The 18,778-nt window shown below is 48.4% G+C and carries 20 protein-coding genes; 7 read left to right on the top strand and 13 right to left on the bottom strand.

Annotated features, from left to right (window positions below):
- Positions 1-76: 76 nt before the first annotated feature.
- Genes KNO73_RS10175 through KNO73_RS10165 form a run of 3 tightly spaced genes read right to left on the bottom strand, consistent with a single transcriptional unit; the run spans position 77 to position 2,723 of the window.
- A complete protein-coding gene (locus KNO73_RS10175) occupies positions 77-817 on the bottom strand; it encodes an AAA family ATPase (RefSeq protein ID WP_205728297.1) in 741 nt (246 codons plus the stop codon).
- Positions 808-2,076 (bottom strand): sensor histidine kinase, encoded by a 1,269-nt coding sequence (locus KNO73_RS10170; RefSeq protein WP_215112449.1) that lies wholly within the window; start codon positions 2,074-2,076, stop codon positions 808-810. The genes KNO73_RS10175 and KNO73_RS10170 overlap by 10 nt, the downstream gene beginning before the upstream one ends.
- Entirely contained in the window at positions 2,073-2,723 is a 651-nt protein-coding gene (locus KNO73_RS10165) for a response regulator transcription factor (RefSeq protein WP_078146057.1), read from the bottom strand. The genes KNO73_RS10170 and KNO73_RS10165 overlap by 4 nt, the downstream gene beginning before the upstream one ends.
- A gap of 143 nt (positions 2,724-2,866) precedes the next feature.
- Between KNO73_RS10165 and KNO73_RS10160 the strand changes: the two genes are divergently transcribed.
- Positions 2,867-3,433 (top strand): hypothetical protein, encoded by a 567-nt coding sequence (locus KNO73_RS10160; RefSeq protein WP_214731298.1) that lies wholly within the window; start codon positions 2,867-2,869, stop codon positions 3,431-3,433.
- 35 nt (positions 3,434-3,468) lie between these two features.
- On the opposite strand, the gene KNO73_RS10155 is transcribed toward KNO73_RS10160, so the two are convergent.
- Both KNO73_RS10155 and KNO73_RS10150 read right to left on the bottom strand, forming a co-directional pair.
- Positions 3,469-4,176, bottom strand: coding sequence for a hypothetical protein (locus KNO73_RS10155; RefSeq protein ID WP_214685029.1), 708 nt, complete (start codon positions 4,174-4,176; stop codon positions 3,469-3,471).
- 63 nt (positions 4,177-4,239) lie between these two features.
- On the bottom strand, positions 4,240-6,156 hold the full coding sequence (locus KNO73_RS10150) for an endonuclease MutS2 (protein WP_215112448.1): 1,917 nt from the start codon (positions 6,154-6,156) through the stop codon (positions 4,240-4,242).
- Positions 6,157-6,614: 458 nt separating this feature from the next.
- Here KNO73_RS10150 and KNO73_RS10145 point away from each other — a divergent pair, with 458 nt between their 5' ends.
- From KNO73_RS10145 to nagE, 3 genes are read left to right on the top strand one after another with little or no spacing between them, the layout of a single operon-like run.
- Entirely contained in the window at positions 6,615-7,103 is a 489-nt protein-coding gene (locus tag KNO73_RS10145; RefSeq protein WP_015880356.1) for a PTS sugar transporter subunit IIA, read from the top strand.
- Between the two features lie 20 nt (positions 7,104-7,123).
- On the top strand, positions 7,124-7,972 hold the full coding sequence (locus KNO73_RS10140) for a PRD domain-containing protein (RefSeq protein WP_230235551.1): 849 nt from the start codon (positions 7,124-7,126) through the stop codon (positions 7,970-7,972).
- Entirely contained in the window at positions 7,969-9,459 is a 1,491-nt protein-coding gene (gene nagE, locus KNO73_RS10135; RefSeq protein ID WP_214818175.1) for an N-acetylglucosamine-specific PTS transporter subunit IIBC, read from the top strand. The genes KNO73_RS10140 and nagE overlap by 4 nt, the downstream gene beginning before the upstream one ends.
- A gap of 284 nt (positions 9,460-9,743) precedes the next feature.
- Here the strand turns inward: nagE and htpX are convergent, their stop codons facing one another.
- Both htpX and KNO73_RS10125 read right to left on the bottom strand, forming a co-directional pair.
- Positions 9,744-10,628: a zinc metalloprotease HtpX gene (htpX, locus tag KNO73_RS10130; RefSeq protein WP_211781951.1), complete on the bottom strand. Its 885-nt coding sequence runs from the start codon at positions 10,626-10,628 to the stop codon at positions 9,744-9,746.
- Between the two features lie 18 nt (positions 10,629-10,646).
- Complete coding sequence (locus tag KNO73_RS10125; protein ID WP_015880351.1) at positions 10,647-11,195, bottom strand: LemA family protein; 549 nt, start codon at positions 11,193-11,195, stop codon at positions 10,647-10,649.
- Positions 11,196-11,333: 138 nt separating this feature from the next.
- Here KNO73_RS10125 and KNO73_RS10120 point away from each other — a divergent pair, with 138 nt between their 5' ends.
- Positions 11,334-11,762 (top strand): NUDIX hydrolase, encoded by a 429-nt coding sequence (locus tag KNO73_RS10120; RefSeq protein WP_214688941.1) that lies wholly within the window; start codon positions 11,334-11,336, stop codon positions 11,760-11,762.
- A 14-nt stretch (positions 11,763-11,776) separates the two neighbouring features.
- Positions 11,777-12,961 (top strand): M20 metallopeptidase family protein, encoded by a 1,185-nt coding sequence (locus tag KNO73_RS10115; RefSeq protein WP_214688943.1) that lies wholly within the window; start codon positions 11,777-11,779, stop codon positions 12,959-12,961.
- 10 nt (positions 12,962-12,971) lie between these two features.
- Here KNO73_RS10115 and KNO73_RS10110 read toward each other — a convergent pair whose 3' ends face one another.
- The 5 genes from KNO73_RS10110 to KNO73_RS10090 form a co-directional block, all read right to left on the bottom strand.
- Positions 12,972-14,300, bottom strand: coding sequence for a hemolysin family protein (locus tag KNO73_RS10110; protein ID WP_215112447.1), 1,329 nt, complete (start codon positions 14,298-14,300; stop codon positions 12,972-12,974).
- Positions 14,301-14,391: 91 nt separating this feature from the next.
- Positions 14,392-14,865, bottom strand: a complete 474-nt coding sequence (locus KNO73_RS10105) for a DMT family transporter (protein WP_031424261.1) — start codon at positions 14,863-14,865, stop codon at positions 14,392-14,394.
- Between the two features lie 11 nt (positions 14,866-14,876).
- Complete coding sequence (locus KNO73_RS10100; protein WP_015880346.1) at positions 14,877-15,551, bottom strand: Crp/Fnr family transcriptional regulator; 675 nt, start codon at positions 15,549-15,551, stop codon at positions 14,877-14,879.
- A gap of 14 nt (positions 15,552-15,565) precedes the next feature.
- Complete coding sequence (locus KNO73_RS10095) at positions 15,566-15,991, bottom strand: DMT family transporter (protein WP_015880345.1); 426 nt, start codon at positions 15,989-15,991, stop codon at positions 15,566-15,568.
- A gap of 110 nt (positions 15,992-16,101) precedes the next feature.
- The gene (locus KNO73_RS10090; RefSeq protein WP_015880344.1) at positions 16,102-16,761 is read right to left on the bottom strand and encodes a type 1 glutamine amidotransferase domain-containing protein; all 660 of its coding nucleotides are present in this window, start codon (positions 16,759-16,761) and stop codon (positions 16,102-16,104) included.
- Positions 16,762-17,135: 374 nt separating this feature from the next.
- Between KNO73_RS10090 and KNO73_RS10085 the strand changes: the two genes are divergently transcribed.
- On the top strand, positions 17,136-18,239 hold the full coding sequence (locus tag KNO73_RS10085; protein WP_214685021.1) for a glycerol dehydrogenase: 1,104 nt from the start codon (positions 17,136-17,138) through the stop codon (positions 18,237-18,239).
- 17 nt (positions 18,240-18,256) lie between these two features.
- On the opposite strand, the gene KNO73_RS10080 is transcribed toward KNO73_RS10085, so the two are convergent.
- On the bottom strand, positions 18,257-18,724 hold the full coding sequence (locus KNO73_RS10080) for a hypothetical protein (protein WP_214688947.1): 468 nt from the start codon (positions 18,722-18,724) through the stop codon (positions 18,257-18,259).
- Between the last annotated feature and the right edge of the window lie 54 nt (positions 18,725-18,778).

Below are 18,778 nucleotides of genomic sequence, written 5' to 3'. Positions count from 1 at the left end.
CCGGGGGCGTTAGCCTCGCGATCATCTTATTAAGAAAGATTACGAAAGCATGAAAAAAGCGGCCGAGGCCGCTTTTTTAGTCAAACAAAATTCGCTGCATCCGTTCCGGTGCCTGTAAATAATCACGCATCACCCGTACATGCTCGAGGTCATCAAAAGCCGTCGGAGTAAGTCCCGTCTCCACTTGTAAAATCATCGCACCTGGATACGACATCAAGATAGGTGAATGACTCGCGATGATAAATTGACTCCCCGACTGGACAAGTTCATGCATGCGTGCGAGCATCGTCAGTTGGCGCATCGGCGACAATGCGGCCTCTGGCTCATCCAAAATGTAGAGACCGTCTCCACGAAATCGATGTAGCATGAGGGATAGAAACGCTTCACCGTGTGACTGTTCATGAAGGGAACGTCCGCCATATGATTCATAAAACCGTTCAGGATCACGTCCTGACTTTGCCATCTCATCCACATAACTCGATAGCTGGTATGCCGTTTCAGCACGTAAGAAAAAACCATCTTTCGGACGATACGGTCCTCGAATCGGGCGTAGCGCTTCATACAAAGAACTATGCGTTGACTCCGTTTCGAATTGGAAGGAAGGTGCTCCGCCTTCTGGGTTGAATCCAGCCGCGACCGCCATCCCCTCAATCAACGTCGACTTTCCACTCCCGTTTTCTCCAACGAGAAACGTGACCGGATGATGAAACGTCAGTTCATCGAGTGTCTGAAAGATTGGTAACGAGTACGGATAACCCGTTGATTGGATGCGGTCTTTCTCTAACCGCACCCCTCGTAAAAATAAAGTCATGTCCATCCGATCCAAAATGTCGCCCCCTTATCTGAATCGACGCCATAAGAAAGTCCTTGTGCGTCAAGAAGTAACTTCGTGATAGCGAGACCTAAACCATGTCCGTTAGAGCGATCCCCTTTCACATACATATCCCATATCGCATGCTGAATGGAAGGATCAACCCCGTTTCCTTCATCGGTCACTTCTAATCGCTTCGGGGTTAGAGTGATAGTGATTCTTCCCCCGACAGGGCTTGCCTCATACGCATTGCTTATGAAATTCGAGAGCACTCGTTCCATCGCCAATCGATCAGCTTGGATTGATACCGTTTCGAGTCGGAGGTCGAGTGTCACGTCTTTTTGTCGGAACCACTCAGACATGCGTGGCGTCAACCGACGAACCAATTCATCCAGTTGAATCGATTCCATTTCAAGGGGAATCGAACCTGCGGACAATTTAGAGTATTCGAGCATCTGATTGACGAGTCGGTCGATCCGGTCCACTTCCTCGGTAATGCTTTTACCGGTTGTGGCCATCTCTGTTTCATGGACAACACCAAGCTCTAATAGTTCCGCCTCGTTTCGAACGATAGCGAGCGGTGTACGCACATCGTGTGTGATCCCAGAAATAAATGATTTTTGAAGCGCCTCTTTTTCTTGAAGTGATGTGTTCATCTGTCCGATGGTGACGGTCAAATCTCCAATCTCATCGTTCGTCACGCTCGGTAAGCTAATATCGTGTCGCCCCTCCATAATGGATGCGGTCGCTTGTTTCAACTCGACGAGCGGTTGCGTGAGCCGACGACTCATCCAATACGTGACAGCGATTGCGACAAGTAGGGCCAGAATAAACCCACCCGCTAAGATGAGGTAGATTTGCTGGAATTGTGGATTTGAAAACGGAACGGGACTATACGTCACGATTTGAATGTCCCCTTCTTCTTTCAGATACGTCAAGAAGCGGGTACCATTTACACCCACTTCGTCCTGAATCTCTAAATCATTCGGATCGAGGTTGATTGGCATCATGCGATGCATCCGTCCGCCTCGTTCGAACTCGATACGCTGCCCATTTTGAAATACAAGCACGTCAAGTTGCCCTGGGATTCCACGGCCCTCTTGAATGGCTTCATACACAATCGCCGCCTCGCGCTCCAATTGTGCGTACGTCTCCTCTTCTGCGAAGCGTCCAATCAATAATGACGTGAGTCCGAATGTTAAAAGTGCCATCACTGCAAGTGGTAGAATGGCCGTCCAAAGTAACTTCTTCATTAATCGATTCATGACAGTTCCTCTAATCGATAACCGACCCGGTGCACCGTCTTCAACTGTTCTTTTAAGGTCGGCGATTTGTCACGCAGTTGTTTAATGTGGGTGTCGACCGTTCGTGTATCTCCGACGAATGCGTAGTCCCACACCTCATCGAGCAAACGGTTCCGGTCTAACGCCTCCCCGACATGTTTCCAAAGATACAGTAACAACTCATACTCTTTGTTCGTTAATCGAAGCGGATGTCCGTTCTCTTGTACCATTCTCGATTTGACGTCGATGGTGAGCGTTCCAAATTGAATCATATCGGTTTGTTTGACGAGACGTTTCAGTCGAATCTCCAACTCTTTTAAAACGATGGGTTTGACTAAATAATCGTCTGCGCCAAGTTCCAATCCGAACACACGATCATCCGCCTCACCACGAGCCGTCGTCAGGATAATAGCAGGTGCGGGCTGTTGCGCTTTTAATGTCGGAATCAAGGTCCAACCTTCTCCGTCAGGGAGTCGAACATCCAATAAAACTGCATCAAACCGTTGATGCAACTGTTGTTTCGCCTCACTCAAAGTCATCGCCACGGTCACCTCAAATCCGGAATATGTTAAAAAGCGGGACATGCCGTCCGCCAGTTTTAGTTCATCTTCCACAACGAGTACGTTCATCTCATATCGCCTCCACATCCATTATATCGTACCCATCAAACCTCCCACCGTTTCCCAAAGACAATTTGCAGAAATCTTGCAACTCCCTCACAACTTCCGAAGCGTTCAGTCCTACACTTGAAGTAACAAAGGAGGAGATACACATGAAATCAACAAAACTAGCAATCGCTTTAGCCGGTCTATTGGCCGTCTCAGGCACAGGCGTATATGCCGCGACGAATGACACGACGACTGATGAATCGACAACGACGGAATCCACACAATGCGAACGTGGTGAACGAGGGCCTGGTATGTTCGGTGACCGAGAAGCAGGGCATGCCGCTCTCATCGAAGCGCTCGGTTTAACGCAAGAAGAAGTGGATGCGGCTCGCGAAAACGGGCAATCTCTCCCTGAACTCGCAGAAGAAAAAGGGATTTCAATTGAAGCGTTCATCGACGCCATCATGACGTCGCATGAAGAAAAACTCGCAACCGCTGTGGAAGAAGGAAACTTGACGCAAGAAGACGCCGATCAAATCCTTGCGGACCACGAAGAACGGTTTGCCGATGTGACAAGTTACGATGACTTGGAAGATATTCGTGGTATGCGCGGTGGACGTGAAGGTGGTCGCCATGGTCACGGTCCACACCATGACGACTCAACTTCTTCAGATGACGATGCTTCAACAGAGAGCGACAGCAACGTAGAAAATCAAAGCAATAGCTTATAAGTCAAAAGGGCAGCCACTCGCGGTGGTTGCCCTTTTCATATGACGAGCAATAACAGCGCATAACTTAATAAACCAATCAAAAATGCACCAAAACTACTCTCTCGCTCAGCAGGCAATTCTTCTTTCATGACGTTCAAGATGACGCCACCTGCTAAAAAGGCGACAACAATCGATAAACCGAGATCATTCACTTCCGCAAAGGTACCAACTGCCCACCCTATGAGTACAGCAAGCGCTAAGAAGATGCGCCCTTGTCGATCATAAAGTTGCTGATGGTGCTGACGCAATCCTTGATCGACCGTGACAAAGTGTATACCAAGCGCTAAAAAATAAAGAAACATCGTGCCATTGGACTGAAATTCACTTTCTGCGAGCACATATCCGATGCTAAACGTATATAACGTGAATGAACCAATGTGAATCCAAAACACATACGGTTTTTGTTTACGCTTATTGGCCGTTGCAAATCGTTCGAGCCCATAAAAGACAGCCAGTCCTAACATACTGATGATTAAGATATGGTTCTCGAGGGAAGCAAAGACGTTATTTCTAATCTCTCCTTCAAGTTCGCGTTGATATTCATTTAACTCTGGCAACAGATGAAGAAATACATAAGCAACGGCAATCCCTCCAGCCACTGATAAAAAACGGCTTCTCGGCACTTCACGCACGTGAATGAGTTTTCCTGAAAAAAAGTGAATCACGGCAAAACCGAGTGCAAACCAAAAACTTAACTCGAACACATAAGCCCCTCCCACATTAAGATTTCTCTTTATGTGCTCTTACCCTTTCACCGTATGCTACATTCATTTACGTTTAGAGTGCTCTTGTTTCTTCCTTTCCCGAATCTCTTTCTCCACTCGTCGTAACGCTTTTTTCGATCCTCTTGCAAAGTCGTGGGCTTCCTTACGCTCCTGATACGTCGTGAACAACGTATCTAAATCATAGTCAGCCGGATAGAGCTCTGTCGCGCGTGCCTCAAGACGAACGCGGCGGCTCGGCAACTCTACATATTCCAAATCTACGAACACGCGGACATGTCGACGCGATGCATCAAACGAATAGACAAGACCGACTTGATTCGTCTCTAACAAGCGGACACGGTCACCTGTTTCAAAGTGCTCTTCCTCTTCAGGTGGTACCATTTCCACTTCTCGCACAATTTTAGAATCATCGACTTTCGTCATATCATATGTTTTCTCGTTCATGTAACGGGATGCCTGTTTCAGAATCGATTCCGGTAACTTCATCTTACGGGCGATAAAGAGGGCGTTGCTGTCGCCAGACTGTCCCATGAGCAGTCTGTATTTTGGTTCGAGCGTTTCCGGATCAAACTGCATCGCAGCGTTCATGAAATCTGGGTGGGCTTCAGAATAGGATTTGATTTCACCATAATGTGTCGATGCCACAACGATTGCGCCCCGTTTATATGCCGCTTCTAAGATGGCAATCGCAAGAGCGGCTCCTTCGTTCGGTTCCGTCCCGCTTCCGATTTCATCGAATAACAAGAGCGACCGTTTTCCAGCGGTCTGCATGATACTCGCTACGTTGTACATGTGTGCAGAGAACGTACTGAGTGCCGATTCCAAGTCTTGATTATCTCCGATATCGACGAACACCTCATCAAATGTCGAGATGACTGTATCCGTGTGAGCCGGGATATGCAGTCCCGTCATCGTCATCAGACTAAGGAGTCCAATCGTTTTCAAGACGACCGTCTTCCCGCCGGCGTTCGGTCCGGTGATGATCAAGCCGCGATAGTCTGTACCGATGGCAAAATCAAGTGGCACAGCGCTTTCTAAGAGCGGATGACGTACTTGTTTCAATCGGATGTGACCGGTCGCATTGACGTGTGGTATCACGCCATCAATCGACTGACTGTACTTCCCTTTTGCGAAGACCATATCGTACTGGGCGATGACATCGAGCGTCGATTCGATGTCAGGAAGGACTTCTGTCACCGCTCCCGTCAACGTCGCTAGTACTTGATACACCTCTACCGCTTCTTCCGTACGCTTGACGACGAGTTCAGCATTTAACTTCGCAATCGCTTCCGGTTCGATAAAGACCGTCGTCCCACGATTCGAGGTATCCACAATCGTCCCTGCCACTTTATGCTTATAAGAAGCTTTGATTGGAATGGTGAAGCGGTCCTGTTTTTTCGTGACGAATCCGTCTTGGATCATCTCGCGATTGGCGGCGCTCTTTAAGAACTTGTTCAATCGTTCCTCGATTCGTCCTTCTAAAATGTCGACTTGCTTCCGAATCCGCTTCAACTCTTTCGATGCTTCATCGACGACCTGTCCGGCTCGAATCGCTTGTGTGATGTCTTCTTCAAGCGTCCGCCATTCGCCCATTCCTGAAGCATAAGCCGAAAGAAGCGGTGCAAAGAATTCATGCTCGAGCATGAATCGCTTGAGTTTGCGTGCCCCTCGTAAAAACTCGGCGACCGCTTCAAACTCTGTTGCCTCGAGTTGGATGCCTCGTTGCAGTTTTCCGATAATGGTCTCCATGTCAGACACACCGATGAACGGGACGTGTGACGTCGCATCTAGAATCGCGCGGGCTTCGGATGTTTCTTGCAGGCGCTTCTTCACCGTCGTAATGTGGCTCGTTGGGCGTTGCTGTCGAAGAAGTCGTCTTCCGAATCCGCTGATGCAGAAGCGCTCTACTTTCGTCATCAATTCGTTGTATTGTAATTTTTCAAATGTTTGTTCGTTCATGTGTCTCTCTCCTCAAATCGTAGAATCGAGATACCGCGCAAACAAAAAAGCGTCGGTCGATGACGACCAACGCAAAAAGACAGACGGGTGTCTGGCAGTTTTTGATGGGCGGTATCTGTAACGGAACATGACGGCATGACAAAAAGACGTGTCATCCGACATTTTTCAGTTCGTTAGGCAGATACAACCTCACTCATCAACATGCAACACCTTTCTTACTTAGATTCGCCCTTACTATACAATAGATTCGTTCCCTTGTAAAATTTTAGAGAACGCTTTCAAAAAAAGACTTGTGTCTCAAACCAACACATGTTATGTTGAACGTGAAGAAACGAATAACGATCACATGTGACTGATTCGATCAGGCATGGGGTAAGACGTACGGTGCATGCCACCCGTCTATACTCCATGCCTGTTTTGTTTTTCGGTGTTTTGTTTCAAGAAAGGATGTAGTAGACATGCTATGGAATAAGTTAATGAATCGACACAAACCGACACTGCACTCACCAATGGAAGGAGACGTCATTCCACTCGAACAAGTTGCGGACCCGGTCTTTAGTGAAAAAATGATGGGCGATGGCATTGCCATCACACCAACAGACGGTGCCGTCGTCTCACCGGCTGATGGAGAGATTGTACAAATCGCTCCAACAAAGCACGCCATCGGCATTCGGACCGAGGATGGGGCTGAGATTTTGATACACGTCGGACTCGATACCGTTGAACTCGAAGGTCGACCGTTTGATCTTCAAGTAGATGTGGGCGACCACGTCAAGACGGGACAGCTGTTACTCACAGCAGACTTGGCGCAAATTCATCAGGCGGGTAAGGACACGGTCACTCCAATGGTCGTGACGAATGGTGGTGCACTCGCCCATCATTATGCCTTCACGTTCACGAAAGAAGCTGTTCCGGGCAAGACGATTGTCGCCCGAGTGGAAGCGTGACTCCGGAATAAGGAGGACACATGATTAAAATCAAAAAGATTCTAAACAACAATGCGGTCATCGTCTCAGATGAGGGTGAAGAAAAGATTGCAATTGGCCCTGGCGTCGCGTTTAAAAAAGCGAAGAACGACATCGTCAATCCACATAAAATCGAAAAGTTGTTCATCATGCCAGAGAATGACAAGTTCCAACAGCTGTTGAGCCGGATTCCTGTCGAACACTTCACCGTTTCCGAGGATATTATCTCGTATGCGGAAAAACGTCTCGAGACATCGTTCAACGAACATATTCACATCGTCTTGACCGACCACATCTCGTTCGCCATCGAGCGGGAAATGGATGGCATCTCGTTACGCAACAAACTGTTGAACGAGATTAAAATCCTCTATCGGAATGAATATGAGATTGGACTATGGGCGATTGAACATATCGCTGAAAAGCTCAACGTCCAAATGCCGAAAGACGAAGCTGCGTTCATCGCGCTTCATATCCATACGATGAAAGTGAAAGGAGGTGATTTACGCAAGACGGTCAAACAGACAACGATTGTCCGCGACATGATTCAATCGATTTCACGACGACTCGATGTATCCATTGAAGAAGATGACTTATCCTACCAACGATTATTAACTCATTTACGGTTCGTCATGGATCGGGTCAACCATTACGATCATCACACGATTGATGAAGACATGCTCCGCATGATTCAGACGAAATTCACGTCTGCCTATGCCTGTGCATCGGATGTCGCGAAAGAAATGGAAGAGACCTATGGCGTCGTCTTGCCCGAGTCAGAACTTGGTTATATTACGCTTCACATCCAACGTCTACAAGATCAACATCATCAAAAAGGAGGAAATCAACAATGATGAACTTTTTCCAACGTCTCGGACGTTCCCTCATGTTACCGGTCGCCGTACTTCCGGCTGCTGCCATTCTCATGGGGATTGGTTATTGGATTGACCCAGTCGGCTGGGGATCTGAAAACATTGCCGCTGCATTCTTAATTAAGGCAGGGGCCGCTATTATTGATAACATCCCAATTCTGTTCGCAGTCGGGGTCGCGCTCGGAATGGCTAAGAACCGTGACGGTTCAGCAGCACTCAGTGGGCTCGTTGCCTTCTTGACGGTCACAACGCTTCTCTCTGCAGGAACGGTTGCGTTGTTCCAAGGAATCGACGTAGAAGCCGTTAACCCGGCATTCGGGAAGATTGGGAATGCTTTCATCGGGATTCTATCCGGTCTCGTCGCCGCTTCCATGTATAACCGCTTCAGTCAAGTCAAACTGCCAGATGCTCTCGCCTTCTTTAGTGGGAAGCGTCTCGTTCCAATCATGACAGCCTTCTCGATGATTCTTGTATCGGTCGCCCTTTACTTCATCTGGCCGGTCGTCTATACAGGTCTCGTCGGATTCGGAGAATCGATTTCAAAACTCGGCGCATTCGGTGCCGGACTTTACGGATTCTTTAACCGTCTCTTGATTCCAACCGGTCTTCACCACGCTCTCAACTCTGTATTCTGGTTCGACGTCGCCGACATTAACGACATCGGAAAGTTCTGGTCAGGTGAAGGTGAAAAAGGTGTGACAGGGATGTACCAAGCAGGTTACTTCCCAATCATGATGTTCGGTCTTCCGGCCGCAGCACTCGCGATGTACCATACAGCGAAAACGAAACGGAAGAAACAAGCCGCTTCACTTCTTCTCGCAGCGGCATTCGCTTCATTCTTCACAGGTGTAACAGAACCGCTCGAGTTCTCATTCATGTTCCTCGCTCCTGTTCTTTACCTTGTACACGCAGTCCTTACAGGAATTTCGCTCTTCGTTGCGGCAACGTTCCAATGGACAGCCGGCTTCGGGTTCAGCGCAGGCTTGGTCGACTTTATCTTGAGCTCACGCTTGCCGCTTGCGAACCAACCGTATATGCTCATCGTTCAAGGTCTCGTGTTCGCAGTCATTTACTACGTCATCTTCCGCTTCATGATTGTGAAGCTCAACTTGGCAACGCCAGGTCGTGAACCAGATGAAGTCGTCGATGCGGTTGCAAGTGAGACGGCAGACGGTGAAGCGAAAGTCGCTCCGGTCGCATCAGCTTCAGGTAGCGAATACTCAGCAATGGCACATATGATTTATGACGGTCTTGGCGGTGACAGCAACGTCACAGGAATCGAGTCTTGCATCACACGCCTACGCGTCGATGTCAAAGACATGGATACGGTCAACCAAGATCAAATCAAAAAAGCCGGTATTCCGGGAATCAAAGTCGTCAGTCCAAACCATATTCAAGTCATCGTCGGCACAAACGTTCAGTTCGTCCTCGATGAGATTGAAAAAATCCGTAGCCACCGCGCCGGATAAACGTCGAAAGCCACCTCATTCAGGTGGCTTTTCTTGTTTGGCGCATATTGTTTATAAAATTGAATGAAATAGTAGAGGAAGATCCACGGTAAGATGTACTGTGTGAGCCACATGAAAACCTTAAGTACTGCATGTACAATATATGGCCCTAGCCCAAATAAAAATAATGCGACTAATAAAGCGCCGCCTAAACCTATGTATATCTTTTTATTCAACTCATCCACCCCCTTTTTTTCCCAGTTCAGTGTAACATAAAGAGCCTGTCACAACCGGACAGGCTCTTCTTACATTTGACGAAGTCGGGAAATGCGTTCGACTGGATCAGGGTGTGTCGAGAATAGACCGCTCACTTTCTTCTTAAGTGGATCGGAGAAGTAAAGCGGTGCGGAGGCACTCGAAGCTTGCTCGACCGGCGTCTCGACGTTTGCAATCTTTTCAAGCGCCGAGGCGAGCGCATCCGGGTTACGGGTCAGTTCCGCTCCACTCGCATCTGCCAAAAACTCACGATTCCGTGAAATCGCCATATTGATGAGCATCGCGATGAGCGGTGCCAACACCAGCAAGACGAGTCCGATGATCAAAAAGATGGGATTCTGGTTTTGATCGCGTCTTCCACCGATACTTCTGAAGAACAGCATGCGCGACCCGATATCGCTCATGATAGCGATGACTGAAACGAGTGCGAGCGTGACCGTCGAGAGCCGCACATCATAATTCTTAATATGCGCGACCTCATGCGCGATCACCCCTTCTACTTCTTCTCGCGATAATCGATCCAACAGTCCCGTCGTGACGGCGACGGCCGCCTTTTCCGGTTTCAATCCCGTCGCAAAGGCGTTCGGTGATGGATCGTTGATGATAAAGATACGCGGCATCGGCACTCGTGCGACCATCGCCATGTTCTCGACCGTATGCCATAGAAAGCGGTGCTCTTCCACCGATGTCACCTCTTGTGCCCGATTCATCTTCATGACGATGTTCGTACTCGACATGATGACGATTCCCACATAAAACAACGAGAAAATCGGTGTGAAGATTAACCCCGGAATCGCGTCTCCATAGTTGACGTAGGAAATGGCCGCTCCGACGAGAAGAACGAATAAGACAAACCCCGTGACGATGAAGACCGTCTTCACTTTATTCTTTCGAATCTGTTCATAGAGGAGCATACGCGCCACCTCGATTCATCAAAATGAGACGCGAACGTTCTCGCGCTCTTCGGCACGTGCCTCGAGCATATCGCGCTTTTCAAAATGATGGACGGAGGCGATGATGTTCGTCGGGACCGATTCGATTTTCGTGTTATATTTCATGACCGTATTGTTATAGAGTTGACGCGAATACGCGACCTTATTTTCCGTCTGTGTCAATTCTTCCTGCAACATCTTGAAGTTCTCGTTCGCTTTCAAGTCCGGGTACGCCTCACGAAGCGCGAAGAGATTTTTCAGTGCTCCACTCAATTGATCGTTCACTGCCATCTGGTCCTGACGATTCGACTTTTCTCCGAGCTGGTTTCTCAGTTCGACGACCTTCGCAAGCGTTTCTTGCTCGTGTTTCGCGTAGCCCTTCACCGTCTCGACCAAGTTCGGAATCAGATCATACCGCCGTTTCAACTGTACATCGATTTGAGCCCACGCCTCATCGACCCAATTTCGATACTTGACGAGCCCGTTGTACATCGAAAAATAGATGAGTACGAGCACGACAACCGCTACAATCGCAATAATCCACCCCATGTTGGCACCTCATTTCTTCATTTTCTCCTGTATTAATTCCCTCTCGTCGTATAACATAAGCGTAACTTAGAAAAATATAGTCAATGATTCATATTTACTGTGAGTTGTCTCATGATTTCATACAAAAGGAGTGTTTCGATGTCTATTCCAACCATCGTTGTCGCCGTGAAAGCGGTGATTGTGCAAAACGACCAGATGCTCGTCATCAAACGAGCAACAGATGACGAGGTCCACCCTGGAACATGGGAGCTCGTCGGTGGTAAGCTCGATTTCGGCGAAACGCTCGAACGGGCCTTAGAACGAGAAGTGTTTGAAGAAACCGACCTACGTGTCACGATTCAACACCTACTGTACGCTACGACATTTTTAACCGATCCAAACCGCCAAGTCGTCCTTATGACGTACTTGGCTCACCCCATCGCAACAATCGTCACATTGTCCGAAGAGCATAGTGATGCAAGATGGGTGACGGCTAATGAAGCCCGACAGCTGTTACCTCAACCGATTCTCGATGATTTGGATTCACATGACATATGGTCCTTGCTTCAACCAAAACCAATCCACTGACAGGAGTGTTTGCTATGCTTGTGACTGACCTCGATTTAAGATTGACGGAATTATACGAAGAAATGGTGACGCTCAGACGCCACTTCCACCAACATCCTGAACTCTCCTTCGAAGAGCGAGAGACCCCACGGACGATTGCGGACTATTTACGTGAACTCGGGCTCGAGGTGCGCGAACACGTCGGCGGAAACGGTGTAGTCGGACGAATTCATGGCGGTGATGGGCCGACCATCGCATTTCGGGCCGACTTCGATGCGTTGCCGATTCAAGACTTAAAAGACGTCCCGTACCGTTCGAAAGTGAACGGCTCGATGCACGCCTGTGGTCACGATGCCCATACGGCGACGTTGCTCGTTTTGGCGAAAGTGCTGACTGAAATCAGTCTCCCGGGCGATGTCGTCCTCATCCACCAGTTCGCCGAAGAGCTAGCGCCGGGAGGGGCCAAACCGATGATTGAAGACGGCTGCCTCGACGGGGTGGACTACATTTACGGTTCTCACATTTGGACGCCACTCCCATACGGCACAATCGGTGTGAAGACTGGATCAATCATGGCGGCAGCAGACCGTTTCGAACTGACAATCAAAGGAAAAGGTGGTCATGGGGCCATCCCGCAACATACGGTGGATGCCGTCATAGTCGGCGCAAACGTCGTCAGCCAATTGCAGCAAGTCGTCAGTCGTCGCATCGATCCGCTCGAACCGGCTGTCTTGACAGTCGGGACGTTTATGGCCGGCCAAGCGTTCAACGTCATCGCCGACGAGGCGAAACTGTCCGGGACGGTACGGACGTTCACCCAAGAAACGCAAACGCGCATCATCGCCGAGATGGAGCGGACCATCGACCACATCTGTTCGGCGAGCGAGGCACATTATGATCTCGAGTACATTCGTGGCTATCCGGCTGTCATCAATCACGCGGCAGAGACTGAACACGTCCGGCGCAGCGCGGCCCGCGTCGTCGGTACGGATGGCGTCATCGAGATGTCACCGCTCATGGTCGGTGAAGATTTTGCCTACTATCTACAACACGTCCCGGGCAGTTTCTTCTTCACGGGCGCCGGTAATCCAGAAGTTGGCGCCGTCTTCCCACACCATCATCCTCGGTTCGATGTCGATGAACGGGCGATGCTCCATACCGCCCGTATCCTCATGCAGGCGGCGTTCGAGACGTGGAACACACAAAAAAAAGAAGAGTGATGCCGCGGCATCACTCTTCCTCGATTTCCGTTGATGGTAATTCCGATACAAGTACTTGGTCGACACGCTTTCCGTCCATATCCACGACTTCAAAGCGAAGACCGTACGCTTCGACCACATCGCCCCGTTTCGGAAAATCACCAAGTGCGTAAATGACGAGTCCTGCGAGCGTATGATAGGAGTTGCGCCCTTCGTCGAATCGGTCATCCCGAATCTCGAACGTTCGCTTCAAATCCTCTATTCCGAGTAACCCATCCGCCAAATACGATCCATCTTCACGACGAACCACTTCTGGTGTATCCTCTTCAATCATCACCTCTCCGACGATTTCTTCCAAAATATCGAACAAGGTGACCATACCAAGGAATCCGCCGTATTCATCTAAAACAAAGGCGATTTCCACACCATTTTTCTGCATCATTTGAAGCACTTGGCTCGCCTCTCGCTGTTTTGGAACGATGAGCGGCTGTTTGATGCGCTTCAAAATCTGTGACCGCTCACGCAGTGTCGGCAACGTCAAGATGTCACGTACATCGATGTACCCGACAAAGTCGTCAAGCGAGTCGCGCCCGACCGGTAACTTGTTATGTTTACTTTCATAAATCGATTTCTTAATATCATCCATGTCATCCTCTAAGTCGACCCATTCAAGCGTCGTCCGAGGTTGCATGAGCTCATAAATCAATTGATCATGGAACGCAAAGACGCGTTCGACTTGTTGCACTTCTTCATGGGCGAACTGACCTTGCTGGGCGCCTTCAAACAAGAGTTGTTTGATCTCGAGCTCAGTCTCCCCACTCGTCTGTTCCGCCTTCAACCCTAACAATTTGAACAAAAAGAGTGTCGATTTCGATAAAATCCAAATGAATGGGCGCATCAACTTACTGAATAGATCGAGCGACGGAATGATTGCCATCGTTACTTTTTCAGGCGAGACGAGCGCAATCCGTTTCGGGACCAATTCACCAATGATGAGCGACAGATACGTAATAATCGTAACGACGGCCACATAAGCAACGGTTCCGGCATACTGCGTACTCATTCCGGCTTGTTCAAATGCCGATGCGAGCGGTGCCGAGAAGCGTGCGCCCCCGTATGCCCCGTTAATAATCCCAATCAATGTGATTCCGACTTGAACGGTCGACAACAAATCTGTCGGGTCTTTCGAATAATGAAGCGCAATCTTGGCACTTCGTTTTCCTCGATTTGCTTCAACCTCAAGTTTTGCAGGTTTCGATGAGATGAGCGCAATTTCTGTCATCGCAAAAATCCCGTTCAACACAATCAAAAACAAAACAATCAACAAATCAATCACTATGGAAGAATCCACTTTTTTCATCACCTCAGCTAATTTTTAAAGCATACTGCTTCATTTTATCAAAAAATCGTTACCAACCTGTACCCGTTTTGCTCAGAAAAATAGCCACTCCTCAAGAAGTGGCTTCGTTGACAGCTTGTTTGGCGATAGCCGCCGTCTGAGACTGTTTAAAGAGAATGACCCCGACAAGAAGGATGGTGAGCCCTACAATTTGTCCGGCCGATAACGTGATTTGAGGCATCCCGAAGGCGCCATATAAATCGACGACTAACGCCCAAATGAGTTGTGACACGAGAATGAGTGACACAGACAATGTGGGTCCGAGTAACTGGATGCTGCGCATGACACAGTACACGACCCCGACCCCAAGCAAACCACCAAGCCAATAGATCGGCGACAAGTCACGTAATCCAGCAAGGTTTCCTCCAAATAATAACAACGGGATGATGGATCCGACCAAACCAACGATAAAGACCAATACGGTGGTGGCCCAAGCCCCTAAATTTGTGTTCATTTTCGCGTTGACCGCCGCCTGTACGCTAATAAATGCCCCAGCCACAGCCGAACAGATGATACCAAAAATCATATAACCCCTCCTTACTCATAAAACATGCCGTTCGCACGTTCTTTCAATCGCTCACTATTTAAAATGATGACTTCTTTTCTCGTTCGTTTGACCAATCCTTCATCCACGAATGCCTGCAACGTTCGGTTCAAGTGACGATAACTCGTCCCTAGCCACTCTGCGACTTCTTTACGCTTCAGTTGACTCATCTCCGCTTGAAACAGTTCATTCCCTGATTCACTGAGTGAAATCAAGTAACCGGCCAAGCGCTCTTCTAAAGTCGACATGAGATGATTCGACGAGGCGTTTGCCTCGATGAATAATTTTTCGGACACGCCTCGTAACAGATGCTCCGTGAATTCGACCGTGCGATTATATCGTCGAAGCGCCTCGAAAGGGATGCGCAGACACGTCACGGGACCGACCGCTTCAACCGTATGCAATACATTGCGTCCGCTCGCATACTCGATATCTCCAATCAATGTTGGAGCAGCCTTCAGACGCAACAATCGCAATTTCCCTTCTTCACTGAGCGTATAAATTTTGACACGCCCTTCAAGGACGACGAATAAAGATTCGATGTGCTGATCGTTCGAACATAACATGGTCCCAGACGCATATGTCACTACGGACGAGGACTCAAGCGTTTCATTCGAAAACAGATGATTCCACTGCAATCGTGTCAGTGCATCCATAATATTCATCATGTAAAGTGAACTCCTTAAGAAAATGTATAGATTCCGATCCCAACGACCATCAAGACGAGTCCCATGACCTGTCCCGTGTTCATCGGTTTCCGTTTGACACCAAACCAACCGTTCAAATCGATGATGAAGGCTCCTACTAATTGTGCCACAAGCAATACACAAATTGCCCATGTGACCCCGAGTTGTTGAATCGCCGTCAATTCGCCGAAGACAACGAATACCCCGAACAATCCTCCTAAACTATAATACCAAGGCACACGTTTGAAGGCTGTCATGTCCGCATCCCGCTTGAAGAAGTAAATCGCGAGTGCTAACAGAAGTCCGACAAAATGAACGATAGTGACGGACATCCATGCGCCTACCGCATCTCCTAGTTTTGCATTAAAGATTCCTTGAAGGGCGATGAACGTCCCTGACAAGATGGCAAATAAAATTCCCATGTCATTCCCCTTTCTCTTCGTCTGACTTTACGAAAAGAGAGATGACTTGAATAGGACATATGTCCAAAAAACAAAAAAGCAACTTCGACATTCGAAGTTGCTTCACACGATTATCCGAGTAACTTAACAAGTTCTTTCCCGACCGCTTCAGAAGACTGAGGATTCTGACCCGTGACGAGACGTTCATCAACCGCCACATTCACCGCCCAGTTGTCAGCTCCCTTGAACTGCCCGCCTTGATTGCGTAGTCCTGTTTCAAGTAGGAACGGGACGGCAGAATCGAGTTGCATCTCTTTTTCTTCTGCATCGGTGAACCCTGTCACCTGTTTATCTTTAACGAGTGGCTCATCGTTGCTGAGTTTCACATTGACCAATCCAATTGGTCCGTGGCAAACTGCCCCGACAATATTTCCACTCTCGTATACATTGCGAATGACACGTTGTAACGTTTCATTTTCTGGGAAATCAACAACTGTCCCGTGACCACCCGGTAAGAAGATTGCATCGTACGACTCGTCTGCGACTTGATCGAGACGAGCTGTGTCTTTGAGCAATTCCCGTGTATTGAGAATGTCTTCTGACAAACCATCTTCTAAACTATTCGCATCGATTGGCACGTCTCCACCTTCGATACTCGCGACCGTCACTTTATACCCTTCTTTTTCGAACAATAAATAAGGAACGGCAAACTCTTCAAGCCAAAGTCCCGTTGCATGACCATTTGATAATTGGTTTGCTGACGTTGTGACAATCAGTACATGTTTCGACATACTCAATTCCTCCTTCAAGAAAATCAACATACGACTCTAGTGTTCCCGATTCATCATCTGTTAAACCTGATGACCTGTCCGCTCATGACAAGGCGTAACTTTTTTTAACCTGGTTATTTATTCATCCTCCCTTTTTCTTACCACCCTCTATACTGAGGAAGAATTGCAATTCCAACCCATGAAGGAGACGTGTGCTATGACGAAACGAATGAACGACTGGGGATTTCTCATTGTCGTCGCCATCATCATCCTATTGCTTGTGCTTGGTCAGCTGCCGTTCTTCATGTAATCTTCACGTATATTTTTTACCAGTTGTAGTATGATTGCCTTGTAAGCACTTACACCAAACCTGATATGAAAGGATGGAGTTCACTATGTCAGAACGCATTTTCATCAGTCCGGCCAAGTATGTGCAAGGGAAACAAACGATTGATCGCATCGGAGAGTTTGTCGCTCACTTCGGTTCCAACGCTTTACTCATCGCGGATGACGTCGTATGGGAGTTGATCGGCGAACGGGTGACCCAGTCTCTGCAAGCGAGCCAGCTCAAGGCGACGAAAGCTGATTTCATCGGAGAAGCGTCGAAGCACGAAATCATTCGAATCGCTACAGACGCTAAGAAGCATGAAACAGCGTTTGTTATCGGTCTCGGCGGTGGGAAAACGCTCGATACAGCAAAAGCGGTCGCAGATGAATTGGATGCGCGTATCGTCATTGTACCGACCATCGCCTCTACGGATGCACCGACGAGCGCATTGTCGGTCATATATACAGATGAAGGCAATTTCGAAAGCTACCGTTTCTATAAAAAGAATCCGGATCTCGTCCTTGTGGATACGGAATTGATTGCACAAGCACCGCCACGCTTCTTAGCGTCAGGTATTGCCGATGCATTGGCCACGTGGGTGGAAGTGCGAAGTGTCCTGGCATTCGGAGGCAAGACGATGGCTGGCGGTGTCCCGACACTTGCGGCGGAGGCGATTGCCGAACGGTGTGAAGAGGTTCTATTCACATATGGGATTCAAGCGTATGAAGCTGTGAAAGCAAAAGTCGTCACACCTGCGCTTGAAGCTGTTGTGGAAGCCAACACCTTATTGAGCGGGCTCGGCTTTGAAAGTGGTGGCTTGGCTGCAGCCCATGCCATTCACAATGGATTCACCGCACTTGAAGGAGACATCCACCATTTGACGCACGGTGAAAAAGTTGCATTTGGAACACTCGTGCAACTCGCACTCGAAGGACGCCCTCAAGAAGAGTTCGAGCAGTATGTTGCCTTTTATATGGCACTCGACTTACCGGTCACACTTGAAGATATCAAATTGAAAGATGCATCTCGAGACGATATCTTGAAGGTCGGGAAAGCGGCCACGGCAGATGGCGAAACGATTCATAGCGGTTTCGATGTTACACCTGAAGAAGTTGCTGACGCCATCATCGCTGCGGATCGCTATGCACGTCTTTATAAAGAACACCTATAAAAACAGCGAGACGAAGCTCACACGGCTTCGTCTCGCTGTTTTTTGTTCAGGAAGAATGATGAGAGAATTCCTACTCCCATACAACTGACCGTCAAAAGGAAGAACGTCAGCTGATTCATATAGATGATATTCGTGAACTGGTTCCATCCTGCTGCGTACGACTCATTGGCTGACAAACGAATTCCTTCTCGAAGAGACGCCGCCTGCGATTGGTTAGTCATCCAAGCTATACCAGCCATGACGAAACTTCCAATCGCTAAACTAACCTTTCCAAATGGTCGCACGGATGCGACGACTCGATGTGTCAAACGAACGGTGATCCAAATAAACAACAACAGAAACGGCCATCCAATTAAGAGAACAATCCAGTATAGATTCCCTTCACTCGGTGTTTCCGAGTAAGGGGTCGTCATCACTTCACCAAGCTTAAAGATTCCGAACGTGATCAACGTCACGATAAACCATGCTTTTATCAATTTCTCCATCTCAACACCTCGTCCTCAGTATAGCAAAAACACCGTATGCGTCTGCATACAGTG

The sequence above is a fragment of the Exiguobacterium sp. s83 genome (assembly GCF_018617095.1).
In the GTDB taxonomy this organism is placed as follows: Bacteria; Bacillota; Bacilli; order Exiguobacteriales; family Exiguobacteriaceae; genus Exiguobacterium; species Exiguobacterium profundum.
This window is presented reverse-complemented; position numbering and strand designations above follow the sequence as displayed.

What these genes read in the sequence shown, in the direction of transcription:
- KNO73_RS10175 (WP_205728297.1), bottom strand. Translation starts at nt 817, where the DNA reads ATGGACATGACTTTATTTTTACGAGGGGTGCGGTTAGAGAAAGACCGC.
- KNO73_RS10170 (WP_215112449.1), bottom strand. Translation starts at nt 2,076, where the DNA reads ATGAATCGATTAATGAAGAAGTTACTTTGGACGGCCATTCTACCACTT.
- KNO73_RS10165 (WP_078146057.1), bottom strand. Translation starts at nt 2,723, where the DNA reads ATGAACGTACTCGTTGTGGAAGATGAACTAAAACTGGCGGACGGCATG.
- KNO73_RS10160 (WP_214731298.1), top strand. Translation starts at nt 2,867, where the DNA reads ATGAAATCAACAAAACTAGCAATCGCTTTAGCCGGTCTATTGGCCGTC.
- KNO73_RS10150 (WP_215112448.1), bottom strand. Translation starts at nt 6,156, where the DNA reads ATGAACGAACAAACATTTGAAAAATTACAATACAACGAATTGATGACG.
- KNO73_RS10145 (WP_015880356.1), top strand. Translation starts at nt 6,615, where the DNA reads ATGCTATGGAATAAGTTAATGAATCGACACAAACCGACACTGCACTCA.
- KNO73_RS10140 (WP_230235551.1), top strand. Translation starts at nt 7,124, where the DNA reads ATGATTAAAATCAAAAAGATTCTAAACAACAATGCGGTCATCGTCTCA.
- nagE (WP_214818175.1), top strand. Translation starts at nt 7,969, where the DNA reads ATGATGAACTTTTTCCAACGTCTCGGACGTTCCCTCATGTTACCGGTC.
- htpX (WP_211781951.1), bottom strand. Translation starts at nt 10,628, where the DNA reads ATGCTCCTCTATGAACAGATTCGAAAGAATAAAGTGAAGACGGTCTTC.
- KNO73_RS10125 (WP_015880351.1), bottom strand. Translation starts at nt 11,195, where the DNA reads ATGGGGTGGATTATTGCGATTGTAGCGGTTGTCGTGCTCGTACTCATC.
- KNO73_RS10120 (WP_214688941.1), top strand. Translation starts at nt 11,334, where the DNA reads ATGTCTATTCCAACCATCGTTGTCGCCGTGAAAGCGGTGATTGTGCAA.
- KNO73_RS10115 (WP_214688943.1), top strand. Translation starts at nt 11,777, where the DNA reads ATGCTTGTGACTGACCTCGATTTAAGATTGACGGAATTATACGAAGAA.
- KNO73_RS10110 (WP_215112447.1), bottom strand. Translation starts at nt 14,300, where the DNA reads ATGAAAAAAGTGGATTCTTCCATAGTGATTGATTTGTTGATTGTTTTG.
- KNO73_RS10105 (WP_031424261.1), bottom strand. Translation starts at nt 14,865, where the DNA reads ATGATTTTTGGTATCATCTGTTCGGCTGTGGCTGGGGCATTTATTAGC.
- KNO73_RS10100 (WP_015880346.1), bottom strand. Translation starts at nt 15,551, where the DNA reads ATGATGAATATTATGGATGCACTGACACGATTGCAGTGGAATCATCTG.
- KNO73_RS10095 (WP_015880345.1), bottom strand. Translation starts at nt 15,991, where the DNA reads ATGGGAATTTTATTTGCCATCTTGTCAGGGACGTTCATCGCCCTTCAA.
- KNO73_RS10090 (WP_015880344.1), bottom strand. Translation starts at nt 16,761, where the DNA reads ATGTCGAAACATGTACTGATTGTCACAACGTCAGCAAACCAATTATCA.
- KNO73_RS10085 (WP_214685021.1), top strand. Translation starts at nt 17,136, where the DNA reads ATGTCAGAACGCATTTTCATCAGTCCGGCCAAGTATGTGCAAGGGAAA.
- KNO73_RS10080 (WP_214688947.1), bottom strand. Translation starts at nt 18,724, where the DNA reads ATGGAGAAATTGATAAAAGCATGGTTTATCGTGACGTTGATCACGTTC.